This window comes from Vibrio sp. 10N.222.52.C3 (assembly GCF_041474195.1).
GTDB classification, from domain to species: domain Bacteria; phylum Pseudomonadota; class Gammaproteobacteria; order Enterobacterales; family Vibrionaceae; genus Vibrio; species Vibrio crassostreae_C.
Genome location: NZ_JBFRTQ010000066.1, coordinates 1 through 18023 on the forward strand (window position 1 = coordinate 1; position 18023 = coordinate 18023).

An 18023-nucleotide genomic window follows, 5' to 3' on the forward strand; every position below is an offset into this window, starting at 1 on the left:
GGATAAGACATTAGATGTGGCTGGTGTACCTGTAAAACTTACAGCTAAAGCGCTAGCTATTTACTTATTCTTCGTCAAAAAAGCCATGAGGACGGAAACGTTGGGGCGAATATTTGAAGAAGACGTTGACCAAACGCGTGAATATTTAAAAGTATTAGACTCAATGAAAGCCGACGTGCGTTTGTACAAAAGCATGGGTTTAGAAGATGAGGGGCAGTGGCGTCAGAATGATTTTGAATTGACACCTAAATTGACGAAAGACTTCGTACGTCAGTCATTAAGTGCATTCCATAAAACGTTAGAAAGGCGTTTAGTTCCAGATATCGTGGAAAAAATCAAAGTGCACTCTGATGGTGCCAAAGCCGGTGCGAGTTATAGTGTCAATAGTGGTATTACTATTGAGGTAGATGGGCTGGTTGTCTGACGCTAAACAAATGTTTGGTCTGAAAACCTTGGATCCATTTAACATTAGTGCGTTAACGCAGGTGTGATAATAGGATCTTTGATGGCATGGTGTATCTTCTTTGTGAGTAAGCATAAATAAGGTACATCAATGAGATTTCTGAAAATAAAGGAAGTCATGACAAAGACCGCTTTAAGTAGGTCTTCTATTTATCGAAAGATGAGTGAGGGCTCATTTCCTAAGCCCGTACCTATAGGGGAGAGGGCCGTTGCTTGGGTCGACAGTGATGTAGAAGAGTGGATGAAAGAGTGTGTAAAGCAGCGATGATTGCAGCTAGTCGAAAGGGAACACATCCAAATAAACATCCAGTAATTGAAGAAAGGTAATGTATGACCTGCTTCGCTGTGGGCTCATCGGCACCAGTTTCCTAAATTCTCTTGTGAGTGAATCACGGTTCTCTTTTTTGGTCTGAAGCAGGTGGATGCTAATGTTTCCTTTTTCATGATAGCCAAGAAACTTAGCTTCATCCGAACGGTGTATATCGACACCAATTGCTGTCATTTTTTGAGATAACCGATCATATCTATGTGGGATAACTGCTTCAATAGTTGTGGCATTAAAGCCAACTCGGCTTTGTACTAACTGTTCCCAATATCGGTAATGAGAAATGACTTTATCAATCGTTATTTCATCGGACGCTAGTTTATGAGAAAAATGCCATTTAATTCTTACGTGCTCATCCTTAATGCCAATCACTTTCATGGTTTTGAGTAAGAATGCGACGGTCTTTATATCATGCGTTCGAACTAAGTGTCCTTTAGCCCCTACACAATGGTGAAGCGCTTTGGTTACTTGGGATAGGTTGATCTTGGCATTACGTAGCGCCTCTGATTGCAACGATTTATCAAATTGCTGCATAAAAAAGTTGAGTTGATCTATTTGATATTGATTTAGCCTGTTTATGCCGCAAAACTCAGGAAGGGTGTTTTTGGATCTTCTCGTGTAAATCTCGCCATGTGATTCCAGCCTAAGTGCAATCCGAGTTATGAGCTGTGCAGATATCTTTGTTAATTCTGCGGCTTGTTTTATAGAGTAACCATAACTTAATAGGGAAATGCATTTAAAAACGTCAGCAATGGGAACACTGTTCGACGAAGGTTTTCTCTCTTCTTTGTTAATAAGTAGCTCAAGAGATCGTTCAAGGTCGGGCTTGGATTTTCCAACCATAGTCATTGGCAATGCGTCGTGATAAAGAGCCAGCGGTTTGCCATTTCGGATTGGCCTCATACTCTTGTTATCGAGTTTTACTGTGTAATCAATACTATACTGCAATAAGTGAAGGGGAGACTCATTTCGCCTCCTATTTAATAAGTAAATATGAAGGGCGGCTAGGTGTATATAAGAGCTGAATGTCGTTTCAATGGTGCCATGTCCAAGTAAACGTGATAGTACAAATGCCTTTTTCCTTGTATTAGTGCATATACCCAAGCGATGAAATAGCTGGTTTTGCCTATCTGCCGAGAAGAAATTGTGCTGCAATGGCAGAGGGAGGTTATTAGTAGGGTAGCGATTGAAATTGATTAATAACCAATTCCAATTTGCAAAGCTGTGCCGTAGGTGATGAAACCTAAGTTTATCGTCTTGGGTGATCTCTTTTAAGACGACAGTAAGTAATGTAAATGCGTTTTTTAGTCTTTTAGGATCCTGAAAAATTAAAGCATTTGTCTTTTGAGAGCTAAGTTTAGATTTGTCGATAAATGATATGAGCTTCTTTTGCCAGTGAATGGGCATCAAGCAATCTAGTGGTAAGTTGCGAGCACTGTTTCCAGTTTTTAAGGATCGATACTTATTGAGTCTGATATGTACTTGAAGGTAGCCGTGGTCGTTAAAATGAAAGTCATTAAGTTGTAGCCCTCCAATTTCGCCTCTACGCAAGCCGCCGTAAAATCCAAGTAAAAATACAACAAGAGCAAGTTCAGCTTCTAAACTATCTTTGTTGAGAAATGATGTTACAGCATCGGCTTCGTGCATTGTGATTAAGTTAGCACTGACATTTGATTTAGATGTTGTTATATCTAAATCAGAGAAGCATAGTTCGGGCACAATTTGAGAACTCACGACAAAATCAGCAAAGTAGAGGACGAAAGATTTCCTTTTAGTTGAGTTGATTCCCTCCGCAACGATATTCAACTTTTCTGCCCACTCTAGAGCATCCATTGTGAATAGGTTACAGTAATTGAATTCTGCTATGAATGGGATTGCGAAGGTTCTCACATAATCGCGAATGGTACTAAAAGTGAGTACTTTCTTCCCTATGTCACCCCGATAAAGCAATTGATACATCCAACTGACTAGAACCCAAACTACTGGATATTTACTAGCGTTATTTTCGGCTTCAAGCCATTCAAAAAGCCCCCTCCTGATTAGCCGCCCTTGATGGGCTTGTTCCTTTCTAGTGTTTTTCGATGTCTTCAATAGGTCCAAGAAGCCATGCAATATGCGCACTAACTCATCGCTACTTAGCTCAGTAATATTATTGTAAGAGGTATGGTTCTTTTTCCATGCGGTGCTTTGTCTAACCGTTGCGGCCTGGTTTGTTAATCTCGCTGGTGGTTTTCTGAAGACATCAATCTTATCGAGGAATACGCGTTTCATTGTTGAACGAGTTAACGGTGTCGATTGTAGTAGGCTAGATTGGATCCTAAAATCGATAGGACTCTGAGTTAGCACCGTTTCGATTCGATGACATTGGCGAATATCAGAAAGATTCAAAGAATATTGTTTAGGTATAGCTGCAGTATGATGACAGTAATCATTGATACAACACATGATTTTTGATGATGTTAACTCTGCTAAGCTTCGTCGTGAAGCCAACTCAGGAACAAGAGTAGGAGCTGTGAGGTGGTACTCATGTTGATGCAATATTGCCTTTTTAATCAATAGCCTAGACTGATTGTAATGTTTCATATTTATGAATGAAATTCGGTGTAAAACTAGAAGGGCTTCAGCGACTGGTGACAGAAAATATTGTTGCTTTCCAGAAAAATAACTTAGTTGTTCAGTTCGATATAGGTCTTGGTTGTTGGTGATTAGAGCTGATATATCCTTTGTATTGACACATCCTTCTTTTAAAAATAGCCATAAAGCAAGCCTCCCTAATGACTGTTCTGAAGACAATGATAATGTGGGTTTCTTGATCTCTGCTTCAAGTTGAGAATAGAGTTTGTCAGCTAACGAGGCTTTGAAAATATTTCCTGGCGTAACTATAGGCTTATCCCTACGAATTTCAGTAAATGAGCCTAAAGGGGGAGAAGTAACCTGGAACTCTCGCTCTAACAACACCAAATAGAGTTGTAAAATTTTCCGCTGCAGGGATTGGACATCTATATTCGAATCGAGTTTTGACTGGAGCACATTGAGTGATTTTATTGTGATGGCGTCAGATTTTGCTTCTTTATCATAAGTGACCACAAGTAATTTAGTGATTAGGGCGTGTAGTTTCTCTATTAACTTTTTTGCTGCCTTTTCTGTATCGAGGACAAATATATTCTCAATATCTTGTTTAAATACTACTGAAGCCTCTGCAATTAATCTTTTAAGGTCTATTGAAGGTGGCATACAGGCTCCTTAGGCCAACAGCGAGCGAATTGGAGTTAAATTCAGATCATTGGCCATACCTTGGATTATTGGACTGACGGCCCTGCATGCTTCGTTGAAGTCGAAGGTTGAATAACGTCCAAGAGGAGCTTCACCAGTGGACCAATGTCCCATAGTGAAGGCTATCGATTCTGGTGGCAGGTTGCTCTTTGTTAAAAAGGTTCTCAAGTAGTGTCGAGTTGCATTGAGAGGGTAGTCTGTATTTTCTTGTTCACTTAACCAAGCTGGGTGTACGTTCCTCATATGTATACCGTGGCGGTTTTCCATGAAATAGAAAAGTACACCGGGGTATATTTTTGAGTTTTTAATCTCTGAGAACCAGTTTGTTGCTTCAGACTGCTTAATTGATAATGACTGAGTCAACTCTTCTGTTTGCTTCTTGGCGTGGAATGCTATTTCAGGTTGTAGTACATGAAGAATGTTAGTTAGCTGTTTGAGGTGGTTTTGATAATGCTTGATCTGTTTATCCAGATTTTCAGCGAGTGGAATAATGCGTGCGTGGGTGAAGTCTACGTCATCTTTATCGCTGATCATTAGCATTTTATAACGACTCAACCTTAAATTTAAAGAAGGGAGAGGGTTATAAACAGCGCGGTAACCTGTCATTGCTAACAGCATTGAGCTTACGTAAAACACGTAATCATTATGATATTGGATTAATTTGTCATACGAAGACTGTATTTCGAGCTGGTTATACCCAGCCAGCTTTCTTTGAAGAGATGCGTAACGCTTTTGAAAGAACGCTTTAGAAGGTAAAAACCTAGAACCAACAACACTGCATTCACAAGTAATTAGATAATCAATGAGTTTCAAATTTCCTACTTTAATACTGGGGATAAACCCTAAAGAGGTTACTCTATCAACGATAGCTTGCCAGAAATAAAAGATACTTGAGCTCATTTCCATAAATGAATATTGAGTATAGTGGCGACTAGCTCGTGTTTTGTAGGTGGTATGATTGAAAGCGAAATCGAAAATAACAGAGTCGATTAATTGGTTGGCTTCGTTAAAGTTAAGACTGAAGTATTGAATTGATTTAAGACTGATTCTGACGGCGTGCGTTTCTGATAGGTTCTTCAAGAATGTTGCACAGCTCTCACCATACCTGCTTTTAGATATTTTATTAAACAACGGACCTGCATTTCGTTGATTGAAATCCAATATAGAAACTAGAAACTCGGGTACTTGTGTGAGTGAATAGTCACTGATTTTTATTAACTCACTTGAGCTAGAGTATTCGGCGACTGTGAGACTATCAACAAATGCAGCCTTAAAGTGCCAAGTGTTATCAATCCGCACAAAGCCCTCACCATCTTCAGAGTGTTTATCGAGAATCTTTAAAGAGCAAACATCTGCTATCGGTCTCGATAGGTAAAGTGAAGCAGTAAGCAACTTACAGATCACATTCGTCTCAACAACTCCGATAAGTTTACGATAGTTCTTTTTCTTATTTAGTTGAAAAAGTAGAAAAGAGAGGTCGTGAATCTGCAGTATGGTTTTATCAAGAGAAGTTGAATTGTGGGCGCGCTGAATACTTTTGGAGATGTTTGTTATTTGTGTTTGACGGGATGAGTTCTCATTGATCTGCTTAATTGCTGGAATTTCATGTTCCGGTTTTCTGTCTATTGTGGACTCTTTCTTTACGAAGCTCATCGAAGGAAAGGCTTCGGTTTGTTCAATACCTGATTTAGTGCTGTCAATTCGAGTATTTGCGATACTTGTATAGGTATCGTTGCTAGCACCTATAACACGCTCGAGTTGTTTGTTGTTGAATCGCTGTCTCAATACCGCACGTGTTGACGATTTCTTTTTAGTCCTATTTTTCCAATTTAGACTGAAGAAGTTGCAGAGTTGCCTTAGTTGGTTGTTAATCGATCCTTCGTATGTATTGGTTTTACGCAAGGTGTCGAATCGGTCAGCAATTTCATTGGTCGTTACCCCAGTGAAGTCGGGTAAATTAAATGTTTTATTTCGGTTTAGATTACGAAAAGCACTAGTCACTTCCTCTTCTCTTTCAATCTTGAAAATCGTTTCCATATGTTCAAAGAAGTGCGATAGAAAGGTGAGAGTAAAAACAGCACGATTAGAAGTTGAAAAGAACATTTTGTATTGTGCAAGCAAAGCAAAAATGACGTGGGTTTGGCACCAACCTCGTTCAAAGTGATGGTTTGAAAAGTCGTCCTTGCTAGAGATTTTTGAATCAGCAATTGCCTTAATAAAACTTACTAAATCGTTTTTTGAAATGAGAAAAACGGTTTCGAAAAAGTGTGGATATTGTTGTGCTATTTCGAGTAGGTTACTTAGTACTTCGTTGAGCGCTCTGAATGAAATAGGGCACTCAATTAAAGTGAGAAAATCATACAATCTTTCGAATTCATCATCGCTCAAATTCAATTGTTCATCTAATAAATTTTGCCTAGAAATGAACTCTCTCATGGTCATAAATCTCGATTTGAGGTATTCAATATGGCGGCTAGTTCTTTCTTAGTTTTTAGCTCTGGAAAAATTACTTGCCACTCTTTGTTTGTTAGATAGCTACCTTTTTCCTCATCATTAGGGAACCAGTTTTCTAAGAAAAATTTCACAGTTTTTTCTTTTGTGATAAACAGCTTTTTTAATAATTGGGTGGTTAAATCGGACAAAAATATGAGCCGTTTAATGTCGTTTTGAGGCTTTTTAGTGAGCAAGATAACGGGTGTTTTTCTAGTGAGTGACTGTTCGGAATTAATCGTATTTATAAGTAGAAAGTGAGTGAAAAGACCCGATACGAGATAGTAATGATTTCGTTTTTTATAGACCCAAATTGGAGATTGCAAAGCGACTAGGTTGCTCATAGCCTGGGTACTTTTTGATGCAATCGACTTTGACTTTAAGGCTGAAACGGGATTTGACTCCGCGATGATTTCTGCGAGATCAGGGTCGATAGATATGTCACAAAGATTAACGTGAGAGAGCTCTACGTTGCAGAGCAGGGTAGCGTCGTATTTCTCAAGTCTAGATATAAAATCGCTCAAATGTTAGATCTCGTAGTCGCAAATTGAAATTTGTAAACCTAACTAATTGTAGTATATGGATGTGACAAGAGTGTGCCCAAATTCATACATAAAACATTTCGTCACAACAAAACTTAAGTCATTGATTTTAAGTATTCTAGTTTAAGTGTCTGTTTTTTCGGTGGACAGCATGAATTTAGGATGTTCATGTAGATTTTATATTTACACAGCTACTGTCTTGACATGGCGGGGGTCGGTGATTCGAGTTCACTCGGACGCACCATTCCTTCTTTAGTTTTTATTGCATAACTATTGAGTTTGTCACAATGGTAGTAATAAGAAATTAGAACATCGCCCGCTTAGCTCAGTTGGTTAGAGTACTTGCATGACATGCAAGGTGTCACTGGTTCGAGTCCAGTAGCGGCACCAAATTCGTTCTTTATGAACAAGCAGAAAGCCCACCTAGCGTGGGCTTTTTTGTGTCTGAGTTTCTGGAAAGTACCTTAAATAGCATCATTCTTGTCTGCCTCCCCGTTGAATAATTATTGGATGAGCTAAGTGACTCATATCTCTCAAACTCGATTTGTGACCGCGTGGTGACCATGCTGTGACAACCTTCTAGGCATCTACAATTGGGAGTAACAGAACATTTAAGAAATCGTCATCAGCACATTTTTAAAAAGAGTGCTCTCGTTAATCTGAGTCTGGTGCGGTTTGAAGGGTCCAGCACTACGGTTAATGCAAAACTACTATAGAACTTAGGCTCAAGTTATCAACGTTAACTTTGTGCGGCCAGTGAAGTGGGTGTGCAACAAATTATAGTGTTCTTGTTAACGGGTGATGGCTGATGAGTTATTTCAAGGTGAACTAGGCGCCAGTTGTAGGTGAGGGTAGATTCAAGCAGAGTATAGAAATGTTCAAAAATGGGAAATAGAAAAGAGCCAAATAAACATGGGTTCATTTGGCTCTTTTTTGAGTAGCTCTCATTAATGCAATTGCTTCAAAGAAAAACTGATCCGTGATTGCATTGCAATCAACAGCCAACTGGCATCTCGATTATTTGGTTTGTCTTTACATAGATGTAGTGCTTTTAGTACACCGCGCGTGACTGAATCAATAAAGACATGTTCATGATGGAATTTATCTGGCCACAGTTCAGTACGTTGCTTGATAAGTTCGTAAATTTCATCGTATAGCCAATCAATATCTTGATGAGAGATTTTCTGAAAACGCTGAGCCTGAAGAATGTCACAGCACAAACTGGTGCAGTGAATAGTTAGAGGTGAATAAGCCATTTACTTTCCTCCATTTAAATTAGCATCTAATAACTTTTCAAAAGCACTGCCGTCTTGCCTGGTTAGGTTTGGTATATATCGGCTGTAAACTGTGAACAGCATTTTTGTAGTGGTATGGCCCATTTGGCGAGCTATCCACTCAGGTGCTTCTCCGGCTGCTAACCATAATGTTGCAGCCGTATGTCGAGTCTCATAAGGGCGGCGATATTCCATTCCCAAGTTTTTAAGTGTCGGCTTCCAGATTCGGTCTCTGACGTTACCTTTATCTAAAGGGTTTCCAGCTGCATTGCAGAACACATACTCCTTAGTACCAGTCACTTTGTATTGGGATTTTATAGCTTTAAGTACAACAGATGACATTTGAATGTCTCTTGTTGAACCCACCGTTTTCGTTGTGTCTGAACGGCCGTGTACAAACGTTTCTCGAACTGAAATTAAACCACGCTCAAAATCTACGTACTTCCATTTCAGACCATCGATCTCTGAGGTGCGCATTCCGGTGAAGAAACGAACGGTGAAGTAATCTTTAAAATCGGAACGTACCGATGATAAAAACAAGTTCACTTCGTTAAAATCAAACGGGTTTACATTAGTGCGTTCAACACGTAGTGGTTTGATGTTTTCAAACGTCGAACGAAAATCATAGCGATCTCCGGCTTCGCTCAAAATCATGCGCAGTGGTGTCATGACATGATTAATGAACTCGGCAGATAATTTTTTGCCGTTGTTACGCGGTTTCACTAAAGAAGCACGGTACTTTAAGATGTCAGGTCGAGAGATCTTCGCGACGTCTAAACGCCCGAAGTGAGGTACAAGGTACGACCATAAGTAGATCTTCATACTGTCCTTATAGCTTTCTTTCCAACGCACTTTGTTTTCGTCGTACCACTCCTGTGCGAAGCTTTCGAACAAGACAGTTTCAATTCCTTGTAGCCCTTGTACTGCCGTTTTGTAATTACCAAGTAATTCCTGTTTGCGTTTTTGAGCTTGGATGTCTTGTTTCAAAAATGTTTGAGCTTTCTTAGACTCAGGGAAGTACTCACTATATACAAAACAACTCAGGCGAATGTCCGCTTCAATTTGATTTAGCAGTTTCTGTAGCTTGCGTTGGTTTACTTGAGTTGCAGGCAGTGCAGTTTGCTCACGGCAACGCATACCTTCATATCGGAAGTCGAGATAGAGCTTACCGCTACGTGAATTGATACTACCCATGACACACCCTCCCGCCAGCCATTGGAATATACTGAAGGTTACGTGATGCAGATTGGTATAATTCTGCCTCTACCTCTTCCCAAATGTAGAGAATTTTTCTACCATTGAATGGTCGAATGTAGTGTTTACCTTCGATGAAAATTGAATCTCGCAGAGTCGAATTGATATAGTTGGCGCTAAATTTGATACGACCTGCAAGCTCTTTTGCTGTAAGTAATAATTGGTCCATTTGACCTCCATTGTTTGTGTTTTAACAAGACACAAAATCAGCTTAACCATACTTTTGTGTTTTATCAAGACACATTATTATATCTTTTAGGAATTGATGTGTGATTAGATATAACTTAAAGGAACTTATAGATAAAAAATCAGCGGAAGAGGGACGGAAGATCTCTGGAGCTCAAATTGCTGCCGAAATAGGTATTCAGCGTTCGGCCATGGCGAAAATGATCCGAGATGAAGGGTACACTACAACCACAAAAACTCTTGATGCCTTGTGTCAGTACTTTGATTGTGATGTGTCAGAGGTTATTTGGTATCAGAAAAGGAATATTAGCTAAAAACTTATCGAGTGAAATGTAGGGTGTTTTTAGTCGTCACTTTACAATAGATGTAGGCTGCTGTTTTAAAGCATTCAGCAAGGAGCGTATATTCATGGATCTTTACACCATAAATACAGTCAGCCCTAGTTTCGAGTAGACAGGTAATGTTCCATCTAGAACATCACCAATCTTATCGGGCTGTCTCGAACGAACCTTGATTTATCTAGGTAGACTTACGTCAAAGTAAGCTGTCAATTGGTAGGCTTCTGGTTGTTCTTTTAGCAGCTTTTGGTCTTGTATGACGCTCATACGTCGCAAGTAATAATTGACTAAAGCTCCACGAGTTACTATTTCCATCTTCTTGTTTTTCATAGCGTAGTCGTCAGCAACAACAACTTGTTGTTGCTCAGACAAGTAAGGGTTAGGTGTAATCGTTAACTTAACTTGATGGTTCCAGTTGTCATCATGTTCTCGCATTTTTGGTGACTTATCCATTAAGTCAGGTTCGTTCCTAAAGCGACTTAACACGAAATCTCGAAATTCATTTTTCTCTTCACAATATGCTCTTACATGCCACCTGATCCCATCATAGACTAAGCTGTGAGGCGCAATAATTCGACCTCGAACCTCAGGTGTAGAGAGCGATACATAGTCAATATCGACGCGAAGGTTAGCCCTTGCTGCCGCAATTAATCCTCGAACAATGCTTGGTGATATAGCCCTTTCAGGAACGTTCAATACGGTCGACTGAGCTTCCCCCCAATTAAAGAACTCGAAGGTCTCTTCTTGGTTATATTGCTGATGAAGCATAAGTAGATACTCATGAGCAGTGCCTTGAGTAAATAAAGGCTTAAAGTTGTCTGCTGGCCTATAGCCTTTAATTGTTCTATCCAGTATCAATTGACCTTGGTCAGTTAAGCTAATGTACTTGTTGATATCCCTAGAAGCTTGTTGTCTCCCTATGTGAAAAGCATCACATAGGTGATTTGTCGTCAGTCGACCCTCCCAAAGAGCAATGATCTCAATTAGTCGAAATCGTACTTGTTGGTCCCATTTGATATCTGCTTGACTCATGTTCGTGCTCATAAATACTACATGTTGATGTATACAGTATATACATGTAGCAAAAAAGTACATATATTTATTGTGGAAATTGATAGGGGCAGGACAAATCAGGAATCTTTACTGTGAGAGAGTCGATGGTATTGAAAGCTGTAACCTGATTTAGTGCCACAAATTCAAACTGGTTGATTTTCAATCAAGAAAAACAACATAACTCGAGATAGATACGATGATGTATGCCGGATTGACCAAAGTTATCGCAATAAATTCTTATCAGAAAAACAAGATGTTTTCTGAGTATTCTTTTGACGCTCCCACTCAGATCACTGGCGGTAACGGAGAAGGTAAAACATCACTGTTAAGGCTCATTCCGTTCTTTTATGGAGCGACTGGGACACAGATCGTCAGGAAGTCGAATGTCAATAAGCCCTTTGCAGAATGGTATTTACCACACAACAACAGTTATATTGTTTTCGAGTACATTACTGCTCGTGGTCAAGTTGCTCATGTCATTTGTTATCGAAACCTTAGTACTAAAGGTGGCATTGTGTACCTTTTCGTTAAAGGTCAGTTTGAGCAGTCAGTGATCATTAAACAAGACAGCGAAGACAAGCCTTACGCTATCGGTTGTACAAAGCTGGCCGGGGAGCTGAACGCTAACGGCTTAGAATACGAGTCGCGTATTACTAGCGTCAAAGAGTACCGCGAAATTATCCAAAATATTAATGCAGGGAATTTGAGCAATCAGTTCCTGAGCTACTCTTTGTGCTCTGGTCGTCATGATGTCCGTCACATTGAAAAAATCACAGCGGCGTTGATTCAAGGTGAATTCAATATGGCCGACACAAAGGCGCTTTTCCTGGATATCCTCGAGCAAGGAAATAGCACATTAGAGTTTGGTGTGGATGCAAACAGAATTGAACAATGGTGTGATGACTACAACGGCCTAACAGCGTTCCTAGCCAAAAAAGAAGCGTTCATTGAAGCTATTGCGAACAATAAGCAGATTGCCTATCTAACCACTCAGCTCGCCAATGCCTTAACAATCATTCGTGAAGCCTCTGAAAGCCTTGATGAATCTCTTAAGAAAACCGAAATCGAGCGCTCAGATTTTCTTGAAAACAGTGACAAGCAGATTGGCGAAATTAATCAAGATAAGCTTGATAAAGAGGTTCAAAAGAGCGCTCTTCAACGCTCTATCACAAGTATTAACTCTGAGATCGAAGTACATCACAGCAAGCTTATAACATACGAAAATAGTGGTTATCCAGAACTGTCCGTTAAGCTAAAGCAATTGCCAGAAATGGAAGACAGGGTGGCACAACAAAGACAAAGTTACGCCGATCTTGAAACTAAGGTAAATGATGCGAAAGCAAAGTATGAGAAAGACAAACAAAACCTTGTTAGTAAGTTCAATAAAGAAAAGTCTGACCTAACAGAGCAAAAACTTGATGCCGAGAAAGAGTGCAAGGTTAAAAAAGACAAGATAGACGATGTATATCAGCCACAGTTAAAGGAACTGACCCAAACCCATACGATTTTTACAGCGGATAAATCTCAGGCTCTTATGGAGCATAGGGCTGAACTCGCTACTCAAAAGCAGCGACTAAAGAACCCAGATATTGATGAGTTTCTCATTGAGCAGAGAGAGCAGTTGGAGTCTGAGAAGGACAGATTACAAGAACAAGTAGACACGTTAAAACACACGACAACTTTGAGTGAGAAGGAAGGAGTCAACTTACAAACTAAACGTGAAAAGCTACTCGAAAGATTAGAGGCCACTCGTCGAAATATGCGCGATGCCGAAACCAGGCTAAAAGTAGTCAGTAACCGATTAGACCCAGATTCAGGAACCTTGTTCTCGTTCCTGGAGGCTAATCGACAGGGGTGGCAAAGCTCTCCACTTGGTCGTGTTCTCACCGATGAGCTTTTGATGGACACGACACTCACACCATCAATGACTGAAGATTCAGGTTCAATGTACGATTTATATATCGATACGAGCAACCTAGCAGATTGTAGTGTCACCAACAAAGCTGATGTGGAAGAGCAGGCTCACTTGATGGACCGTATCGTTGAGCTTGAAGACGCAGAGGCTGATTTCAATAAGCAAATTTTGAAAAATGATTTTGCTGTTAAGCAGTCAACGCTTGAGTTATCACGATTACGCAATGAACTGCGAAACGCTGAGGGTGACCTATCACAAACTAAGGTTAACCTTAAAAACAAGAAAATAGAGATTGCCCGTGCAAAAGAGGGCTTAGTCGAAAAAATTAATATAAACATCAAATCGATTGAGAAAGCTATAGCCCTGATTGATAGGGAAATCTCAGTAACGCTTGAACGTTTTGAAGAAGCAAAATTAGAGCTAAACAACGACAGGCTTACTCAAATTAGCAATGTTGAATCATCACTTGATCTCACGATCGGAGCTATAGATGAACTACTGGAAAAAAGTACTCTGACGTTGGGCGAGAACAAACAGCGCATCAAAACGGAGTATGAACAGCGGTTGAGTGATCAAGGTATTAGCGGTGAAATCTATCAACGCTACAAAGAAGAAATTGAATTGCTTGATAATGAGATCAAAAACTTAAAAGTGAAGTCTCATAAAATCAAAGAATACGAGATATGGCTTGCTGTTTATGAAGTGGATGATCCTAAGAGACGTGACGATCGAAATAATAAGGTCAAAGAACTTGAAACGGTGCATCAAGAGTTTGAATCTTTTGAAACTAAACTGAAAGAGTTGAGAGCCAAAGCTCATCGAACCAAAAAAGAGTTTGATGAGAAGCTCTCTATCTTGAGAAACCACAAACAGCGAGCTGACAGTGCAATCTCTCGCCTAACTAACTATGTGATGTTTGAGGGCGAAGAAGGCAGCCAAGAAGCGCTCGATTATAACGGCGATTTAAATTCACTCTTGAGCTATGTAGAGAGCAAACTCCCGGAGTTAGAGAGGCTTACTAAGCTACGTAAAAAAGATATACAACAGATGGAAACTATCACTCTCAACCTTGGTGACGGGGAGCTGTATCGTTTCTGGAATGAAAGCAGCCGAAACGCCATTACAGAGGATATTGTTGCTAGTGACTCTAAGCGAATAGATATTCTAGAAATCATCATGAATGACATTATTCCTCAGGTGACCAGCATAACAATTGAAAGCGCGGTCAACATGGGGCGTATGCTCGTTGACTTCAAGCATCGGCTACTCGGCTTCGACCGTGACATTAAGAAACTTGGTCGTAATATCTCTGAACAAGTAAAGCTCAATAACACGTTCTCGGTGGTTGGTTCTATTGACATTAACGTTGAAAGTTCACTTTCCAAACTACAAGGTTGGCAAGATATTATTAACTTCTCTGAGATTTACGAAGAGTGGGATAAAACGGGATCTGCTGAGCTACCAACCAAAGAGTTTTTCAACGCTTTAAGTACACTGACATACCATATTAGTGCCGAGAAAGTTAAAAAGCCTACTGAGCTGTTTGATATCAAATTTGAAGTCATCGAGAACAACCAGCGTAAAACGGCCAAAACAGATAAAGATATGCGTGATTTGGCCAGTAATGGTACGAACTTGCTCATTCAATCCATGTTGTATTTAGCACTTCTGACACAACAACGTGGAGCAAGTCGACTATCAATAACTTACCCAACCGATGAGATTGGTAAGCTGACGGCAGAAAACCAAGCCAAACTGCTCAAAATGATGGGGGCACATAACTTCAATGTTATCGCGGCTCAACCCGATGGCAATAATCGTACGGCCAACTTATTTAAGTATCTGTATCACTTAACGCCTTACAAGAACATTTTCAACAAACCTAAAGTAAGCAAACTTGCGTTAGCTAAAGCCGCTGAAACTAGCACAGGAGTAGAAGCATGAAGCCAGTATCACAAGTCTTAGAATCTCTACTTAGTGGTAGCTTTATCTGCCCAGCAACGGATCGTGAAGCTTACAAGACGCTTAAAGAGGATCGTACACGCCGAGAAATCAATCAAGCGTTGACTCTTATGGGGCGCGAGCTCCAATGTACGAGCAGAACCAGCGCCTATTATGTTACCTATAAAAGTATCGACGACCACAATCGTCGTCAGGTGACCGCGTTGATGAGTAATGTACACGGTATCATTCGACCTGTGGTTAAGTTCGTAGCGACAGTCAGTGAGGCTGCTCAAGTTGAAGCAGTGATGGTTGGTGGTGATGAGTTAAATGTGCCTATGCTGAGTGCGCAAATCCAATCGTCTCCTAGCTTGATGGAGAAACTCGATAGTATTTATCGACTTCCAAAAGTGAGTCGAAAAAAAGTGCGTGACAGTGCAGCGGATAAACTCAATGTAGTTGTCGAATTTCTGGTTAAAGAAGGGGTGGCTCATTTAGTAAACAAAGAGCGCCAACTCTATGTGATGACGGGAAAATTAGACTTTGTCTACGAGGTGCTCGATTTCATCGATACGCATGAAAAGATCGTTGAGACAGTTAACAAAGCAAACGAGAACCAAGGGGAGTTCGACTTTTGATGAGCCCTCAAAACAATGGGAAACATGGTGGTGTTAACCACATGCTTCGCTTAATCAGCCAAGCAAAGGACACACTAACGCATGTTTTTGAAAATGGCACGATACGTGAAACTCATGAAAACGCCAATGACCTACGTAAATTAAAAGAAGCCCGTGTTGTTATCGTGACAAGCCGCGGCTACCGCGTGCACCCTAAGATGGAAGCATTGATGAACTACTTCCTTGAAACGGAAGCGAGTTCATTTCTTGGGACTCAACATGCTGAGCGCATTCCAGAAATTCAGAGCTTAGCGCAAGAATACCTGGAAGCTAAATTAAATGGCAAAAGAGAACAAGAGGCGGATAGGTTTAATAGCCTTGAAGGTGTCGTTTATGAAATCACAATGGACTTGCAAGAGTCTTGTCGTCGTCTAAGAAACCGTATCAGTTATGACTTTGGCTATGGCCATACGCTCGCTCAAAAACAAAAAGAGAACCAAGTTGCTATAGAGCAAGCTGAAAAGCTTGTTAGTGGCATGAAAGCTTTCTCTTTTAAGTTGTTGAGTGAAATGGCTGGAGATAACTCCGAGCTCAACACCTTGTTTTGTGCTGAAATGCACAGTGCGATTCGTAGTTGCCAACAAGAGCTAGGATCTATCCTAATTCAACTCCGAGCTTTGATGCTGAAGTATCGTAACCGCGAACGCGATAAGGACCTGATCAATGCCTTTGATCGGTTTATTGATCAGGAGCCACACTGGACACCAAGTGACGATTTGATTTTGCCTGATGAGGTAGCAAAGCACGATGGTATACCGATGTTTTGGCTTTCAGAGCCGATACAATTTGCACATCACCCAAATCCTGATGATATGGACCAAGAGCCGGAATTGGCCGATATTGTTGAAAAAATTACGGCACAGCCCGCCGAACAAGAAGAGCTTCCGGTTGTTGAAGAAGCTGAGCGCCGAGAATTGACTCTTGATGTTGAAATACAAGAGCTGATTGAAGCGGACATTGATTCTCATTGCGATACCTTTTTTGCTGAAGCCTTTGTTGGCAAAGGAAAAACCAGCATTTCCGCTTTGGAGTATTACGAGCAAATTAATAATGATTTGCCGGAAGATCTTGAACAGCTCACTTGCGCTAAAGACGTGTGGCTATTTAGCGTGCTTAATTTCCATAGTTCAATGCTTCCCGAAGATAGCAAAGGCTTTACCGTTGAGCCTATCGGGTCTTATACCTATTTAGCAAAAGGTAGCAATATAGGTTACGGCAACCTTCACTTAGAAGATGTGTCTATAGCGAGGAAACTGTGAGTAGAATTATTGATGATATAACGGGTAGTGATTTAAATCGGTTAAAGCAACTCTTCTCTCCTGCGAAGGTTAATGAAGGTGCCAGTGTAGCGCTGAGTGGCGTGTTTGATACTTTTCATCGCGACTTTAGTGTTGGGAGCGCCAGAGGAGAATATTTGCAGCTGACGCCTAGAGATATACGTCAAATTAGGAAGGTGATTAAAGATCAATCTGGTTTTGATCTTTTAACTGATCCCATCCCTAATTCTCGAACGGATATGGCTCAGTTCTTTCCTAACGAGAAGTTAAGCTCAAGCCCTGTCAAAGACAAGGTCATTAAAGTTTATGGGATTTTGTCCACGAACATAAATGGTAAATCATATGACTTACAAGAGGGCATGAACATTGAGGTAGCTCTAAGTCATTTGACGAGCATTGAGCACAGCCAAGTTGTGATTGTTGAAAACTATGAAGCATTTTCTAAGTTTAGATTAGTACAAACCGACATAGGATCTAATCCTCTTATTGTTTACCGAGGAGATAAGGACACGGGAGTAATATCAAAAGAAATTGCGTTGGCTTTTCCAGGCGTAGAGCTTATAGCTTGGTTTGATACCGATCCTAAAGGTATCTCTTTAGCTTTATCATCGGGAGCGACTTATATGCTGCTACCTAATTTATCAACAGATACTCTCAAAGAACATGGCCGCTCAGAGCTATTTGCGGACCAATACCAAGACTGGAATCGAGTCTCAAAAATTATCCCCCCTAAGTTAGAGTCCATAATGTCTGAACTGGAAAAAGGGATAACCCAAGAGTCAATCATGGCAAATCAAATAGCCGTAAGGTTACATCAAATTTAGTCACGTAAATGTCGAGCTCCCCTGTAAGTGCGGAGATAGGTATGTTTACCTTGGGGTAATAAATCAAATGTTGTAAAGCTCATGCAGAGTGCCTACAAGGCAGTTAGGTAATACTAATCTAGCCACTGAATTATTTATAAAGATTAAACGAATTTTGTGGCTTTTTTAAAATGCTCGATCATTTGGATATTT

General features: G+C 40.3%; 13 protein-coding genes, 1 tRNA gene and 1 pseudogene. 8 read left to right on the forward strand and 7 right to left on the reverse strand.

The genetic code is table 11. The annotated features are described in order from the left end of the window. Both AB4517_RS11115 and AB4517_RS11120 read left to right on the forward strand, forming a co-directional pair. Positions 1-424: pseudogene (locus tag AB4517_RS11115) on the forward strand (TIGR02584 family CRISPR-associated protein); the annotation flags it as partial. Positions 425-553: 129 nt separating this feature from the next. Beyond that, on the forward strand, positions 554-730 hold the full coding sequence (locus tag AB4517_RS11120) for an AlpA family transcriptional regulator (protein ID WP_017071512.1): 177 nt from the start codon (positions 554-556) through the stop codon (positions 728-730). 6 nt (positions 731-736) lie between these two features. Here AB4517_RS11120 and AB4517_RS11125 read toward each other — a convergent pair whose 3' ends face one another. Genes AB4517_RS11125 through AB4517_RS11135 form a run of 3 tightly spaced genes read right to left on the reverse strand, consistent with a single transcriptional unit; the run spans position 737 to position 7074 of the window. Then, positions 737-4021, reverse strand: coding sequence for a tyrosine-type recombinase/integrase (locus tag AB4517_RS11125; RefSeq protein ID WP_372148350.1), 3285 nt, complete (start codon positions 4019-4021; stop codon positions 737-739). 9 nt (positions 4022-4030) lie between these two features. Continuing rightward, entirely contained in the window at positions 4031-6496 is a 2466-nt protein-coding gene (locus tag AB4517_RS11130) for a hypothetical protein (protein ID WP_139151599.1), read from the reverse strand. A gap of 2 nt (positions 6497-6498) precedes the next feature. Then, positions 6499-7074, reverse strand: coding sequence for a hypothetical protein (locus AB4517_RS11135; RefSeq protein ID WP_372148351.1), 576 nt, complete (start codon positions 7072-7074; stop codon positions 6499-6501). A 332-nt stretch (positions 7075-7406) separates the two neighbouring features. On the opposite strand from AB4517_RS11135, the gene AB4517_RS11140 reads away from it, so the two are divergent. Beyond that, a tRNA-Val gene (locus AB4517_RS11140) sits at positions 7407-7482 on the forward strand. Between the two features lie 557 nt (positions 7483-8039). Here the strand turns inward: AB4517_RS11140 and AB4517_RS11145 are convergent. Genes AB4517_RS11145 through AB4517_RS11155 form a run of 3 tightly spaced genes read right to left on the reverse strand, consistent with a single transcriptional unit; the run spans position 8040 to position 9789 of the window. Continuing rightward, complete coding sequence (locus AB4517_RS11145) at positions 8040-8348, reverse strand: hypothetical protein (protein WP_372148352.1); 309 nt, start codon at positions 8346-8348, stop codon at positions 8040-8042. Beyond that, entirely contained in the window at positions 8349-9560 is a 1212-nt protein-coding gene (locus tag AB4517_RS11150) for an Arm DNA-binding domain-containing protein (RefSeq protein ID WP_372148353.1), read from the reverse strand. Beyond that, positions 9553-9789, reverse strand: coding sequence for a hypothetical protein (locus AB4517_RS11155; protein ID WP_102321027.1), 237 nt, complete (start codon positions 9787-9789; stop codon positions 9553-9555). The genes AB4517_RS11150 and AB4517_RS11155 overlap by 8 nt, the downstream gene beginning before the upstream one ends. A 100-nt stretch (positions 9790-9889) precedes the next feature. On the opposite strand from AB4517_RS11155, the gene AB4517_RS11160 reads away from it, so the two are divergent. Beyond that, positions 9890-10120 (forward strand): helix-turn-helix transcriptional regulator, encoded by a 231-nt coding sequence (locus tag AB4517_RS11160; RefSeq protein WP_102393890.1) that lies wholly within the window; start codon positions 9890-9892, stop codon positions 10118-10120. Between the two features lie 201 nt (positions 10121-10321). Here AB4517_RS11160 and AB4517_RS11165 read toward each other — a convergent pair whose 3' ends face one another. Next, complete coding sequence (locus AB4517_RS11165) at positions 10322-11176, reverse strand: WYL domain-containing protein (RefSeq protein ID WP_102427821.1); 855 nt, start codon at positions 11174-11176, stop codon at positions 10322-10324. A 220-nt stretch (positions 11177-11396) separates the two neighbouring features. Between AB4517_RS11165 and AB4517_RS11170 the strand changes: the two genes are divergently transcribed. From AB4517_RS11170 to AB4517_RS11185, 4 genes are read left to right on the forward strand one after another with little or no spacing between them, the layout of a single operon-like run. Then, positions 11397-15056 carry an ATP-binding protein gene (locus AB4517_RS11170; RefSeq protein ID WP_372148360.1) on the forward strand — a complete coding sequence of 1220 codons (3660 nt, stop codon included), beginning with the start codon at positions 11397-11399 and terminating at the stop codon, positions 15054-15056. Then, on the forward strand, positions 15053-15691 hold the full coding sequence (locus AB4517_RS11175; protein ID WP_136974917.1) for a hypothetical protein: 639 nt from the start codon (positions 15053-15055) through the stop codon (positions 15689-15691). Before AB4517_RS11170 ends, AB4517_RS11175 begins: the two co-directional genes overlap by 4 nt. Next, entirely contained in the window at positions 15691-16989 is a 1299-nt protein-coding gene (locus AB4517_RS11180) for a hypothetical protein (protein WP_372148354.1), read from the forward strand. Before AB4517_RS11175 ends, AB4517_RS11180 begins: the two co-directional genes overlap by 1 nt. Then, positions 16986-17831: a hypothetical protein gene (locus tag AB4517_RS11185; protein ID WP_372148355.1), complete on the forward strand. Its 846-nt coding sequence runs from the start codon at positions 16986-16988 to the stop codon at positions 17829-17831. Before AB4517_RS11180 ends, AB4517_RS11185 begins: the two co-directional genes overlap by 4 nt. Positions 17832-18023 lie beyond the last annotated feature (192 nt).

Bases quoted from the DNA above. Each gene is read 5' to 3' on its own strand.
- AB4517_RS11180 (WP_372148354.1), top strand. From the start codon at position 15,691: ATGAGCCCTCAAAACAATGGGAAACATGGTGGTGTTAACCACATGCTT.
- AB4517_RS11120 (WP_017071512.1), top strand. From the start codon at position 554: ATGAGATTTCTGAAAATAAAGGAAGTCATGACAAAGACCGCTTTAAGT.
- AB4517_RS11165 (WP_102427821.1), bottom strand. From the start codon at position 11,176: ATGAGTCAAGCAGATATCAAATGGGACCAACAAGTACGATTTCGACTA.
- AB4517_RS11145 (WP_372148352.1), bottom strand. From the start codon at position 8,348: ATGGCTTATTCACCTCTAACTATTCACTGCACCAGTTTGTGCTGTGAC.
- AB4517_RS11130 (WP_139151599.1), bottom strand. From the start codon at position 6,496: ATGAGAGAGTTCATTTCTAGGCAAAATTTATTAGATGAACAATTGAAT.
- AB4517_RS11125 (WP_372148350.1), bottom strand. From the start codon at position 4,021: ATGCCACCTTCAATAGACCTTAAAAGATTAATTGCAGAGGCTTCAGTA.
- AB4517_RS11155 (WP_102321027.1), bottom strand. From the start codon at position 9,789: ATGGACCAATTATTACTTACAGCAAAAGAGCTTGCAGGTCGTATCAAA.
- AB4517_RS11175 (WP_136974917.1), top strand. From the start codon at position 15,053: ATGAAGCCAGTATCACAAGTCTTAGAATCTCTACTTAGTGGTAGCTTT.
- AB4517_RS11170 (WP_372148360.1), top strand. From the start codon at position 11,397: ATGTATGCCGGATTGACCAAAGTTATCGCAATAAATTCTTATCAGAAA.
- AB4517_RS11150 (WP_372148353.1), bottom strand. From the start codon at position 9,560: ATGGGTAGTATCAATTCACGTAGCGGTAAGCTCTATCTCGACTTCCGA.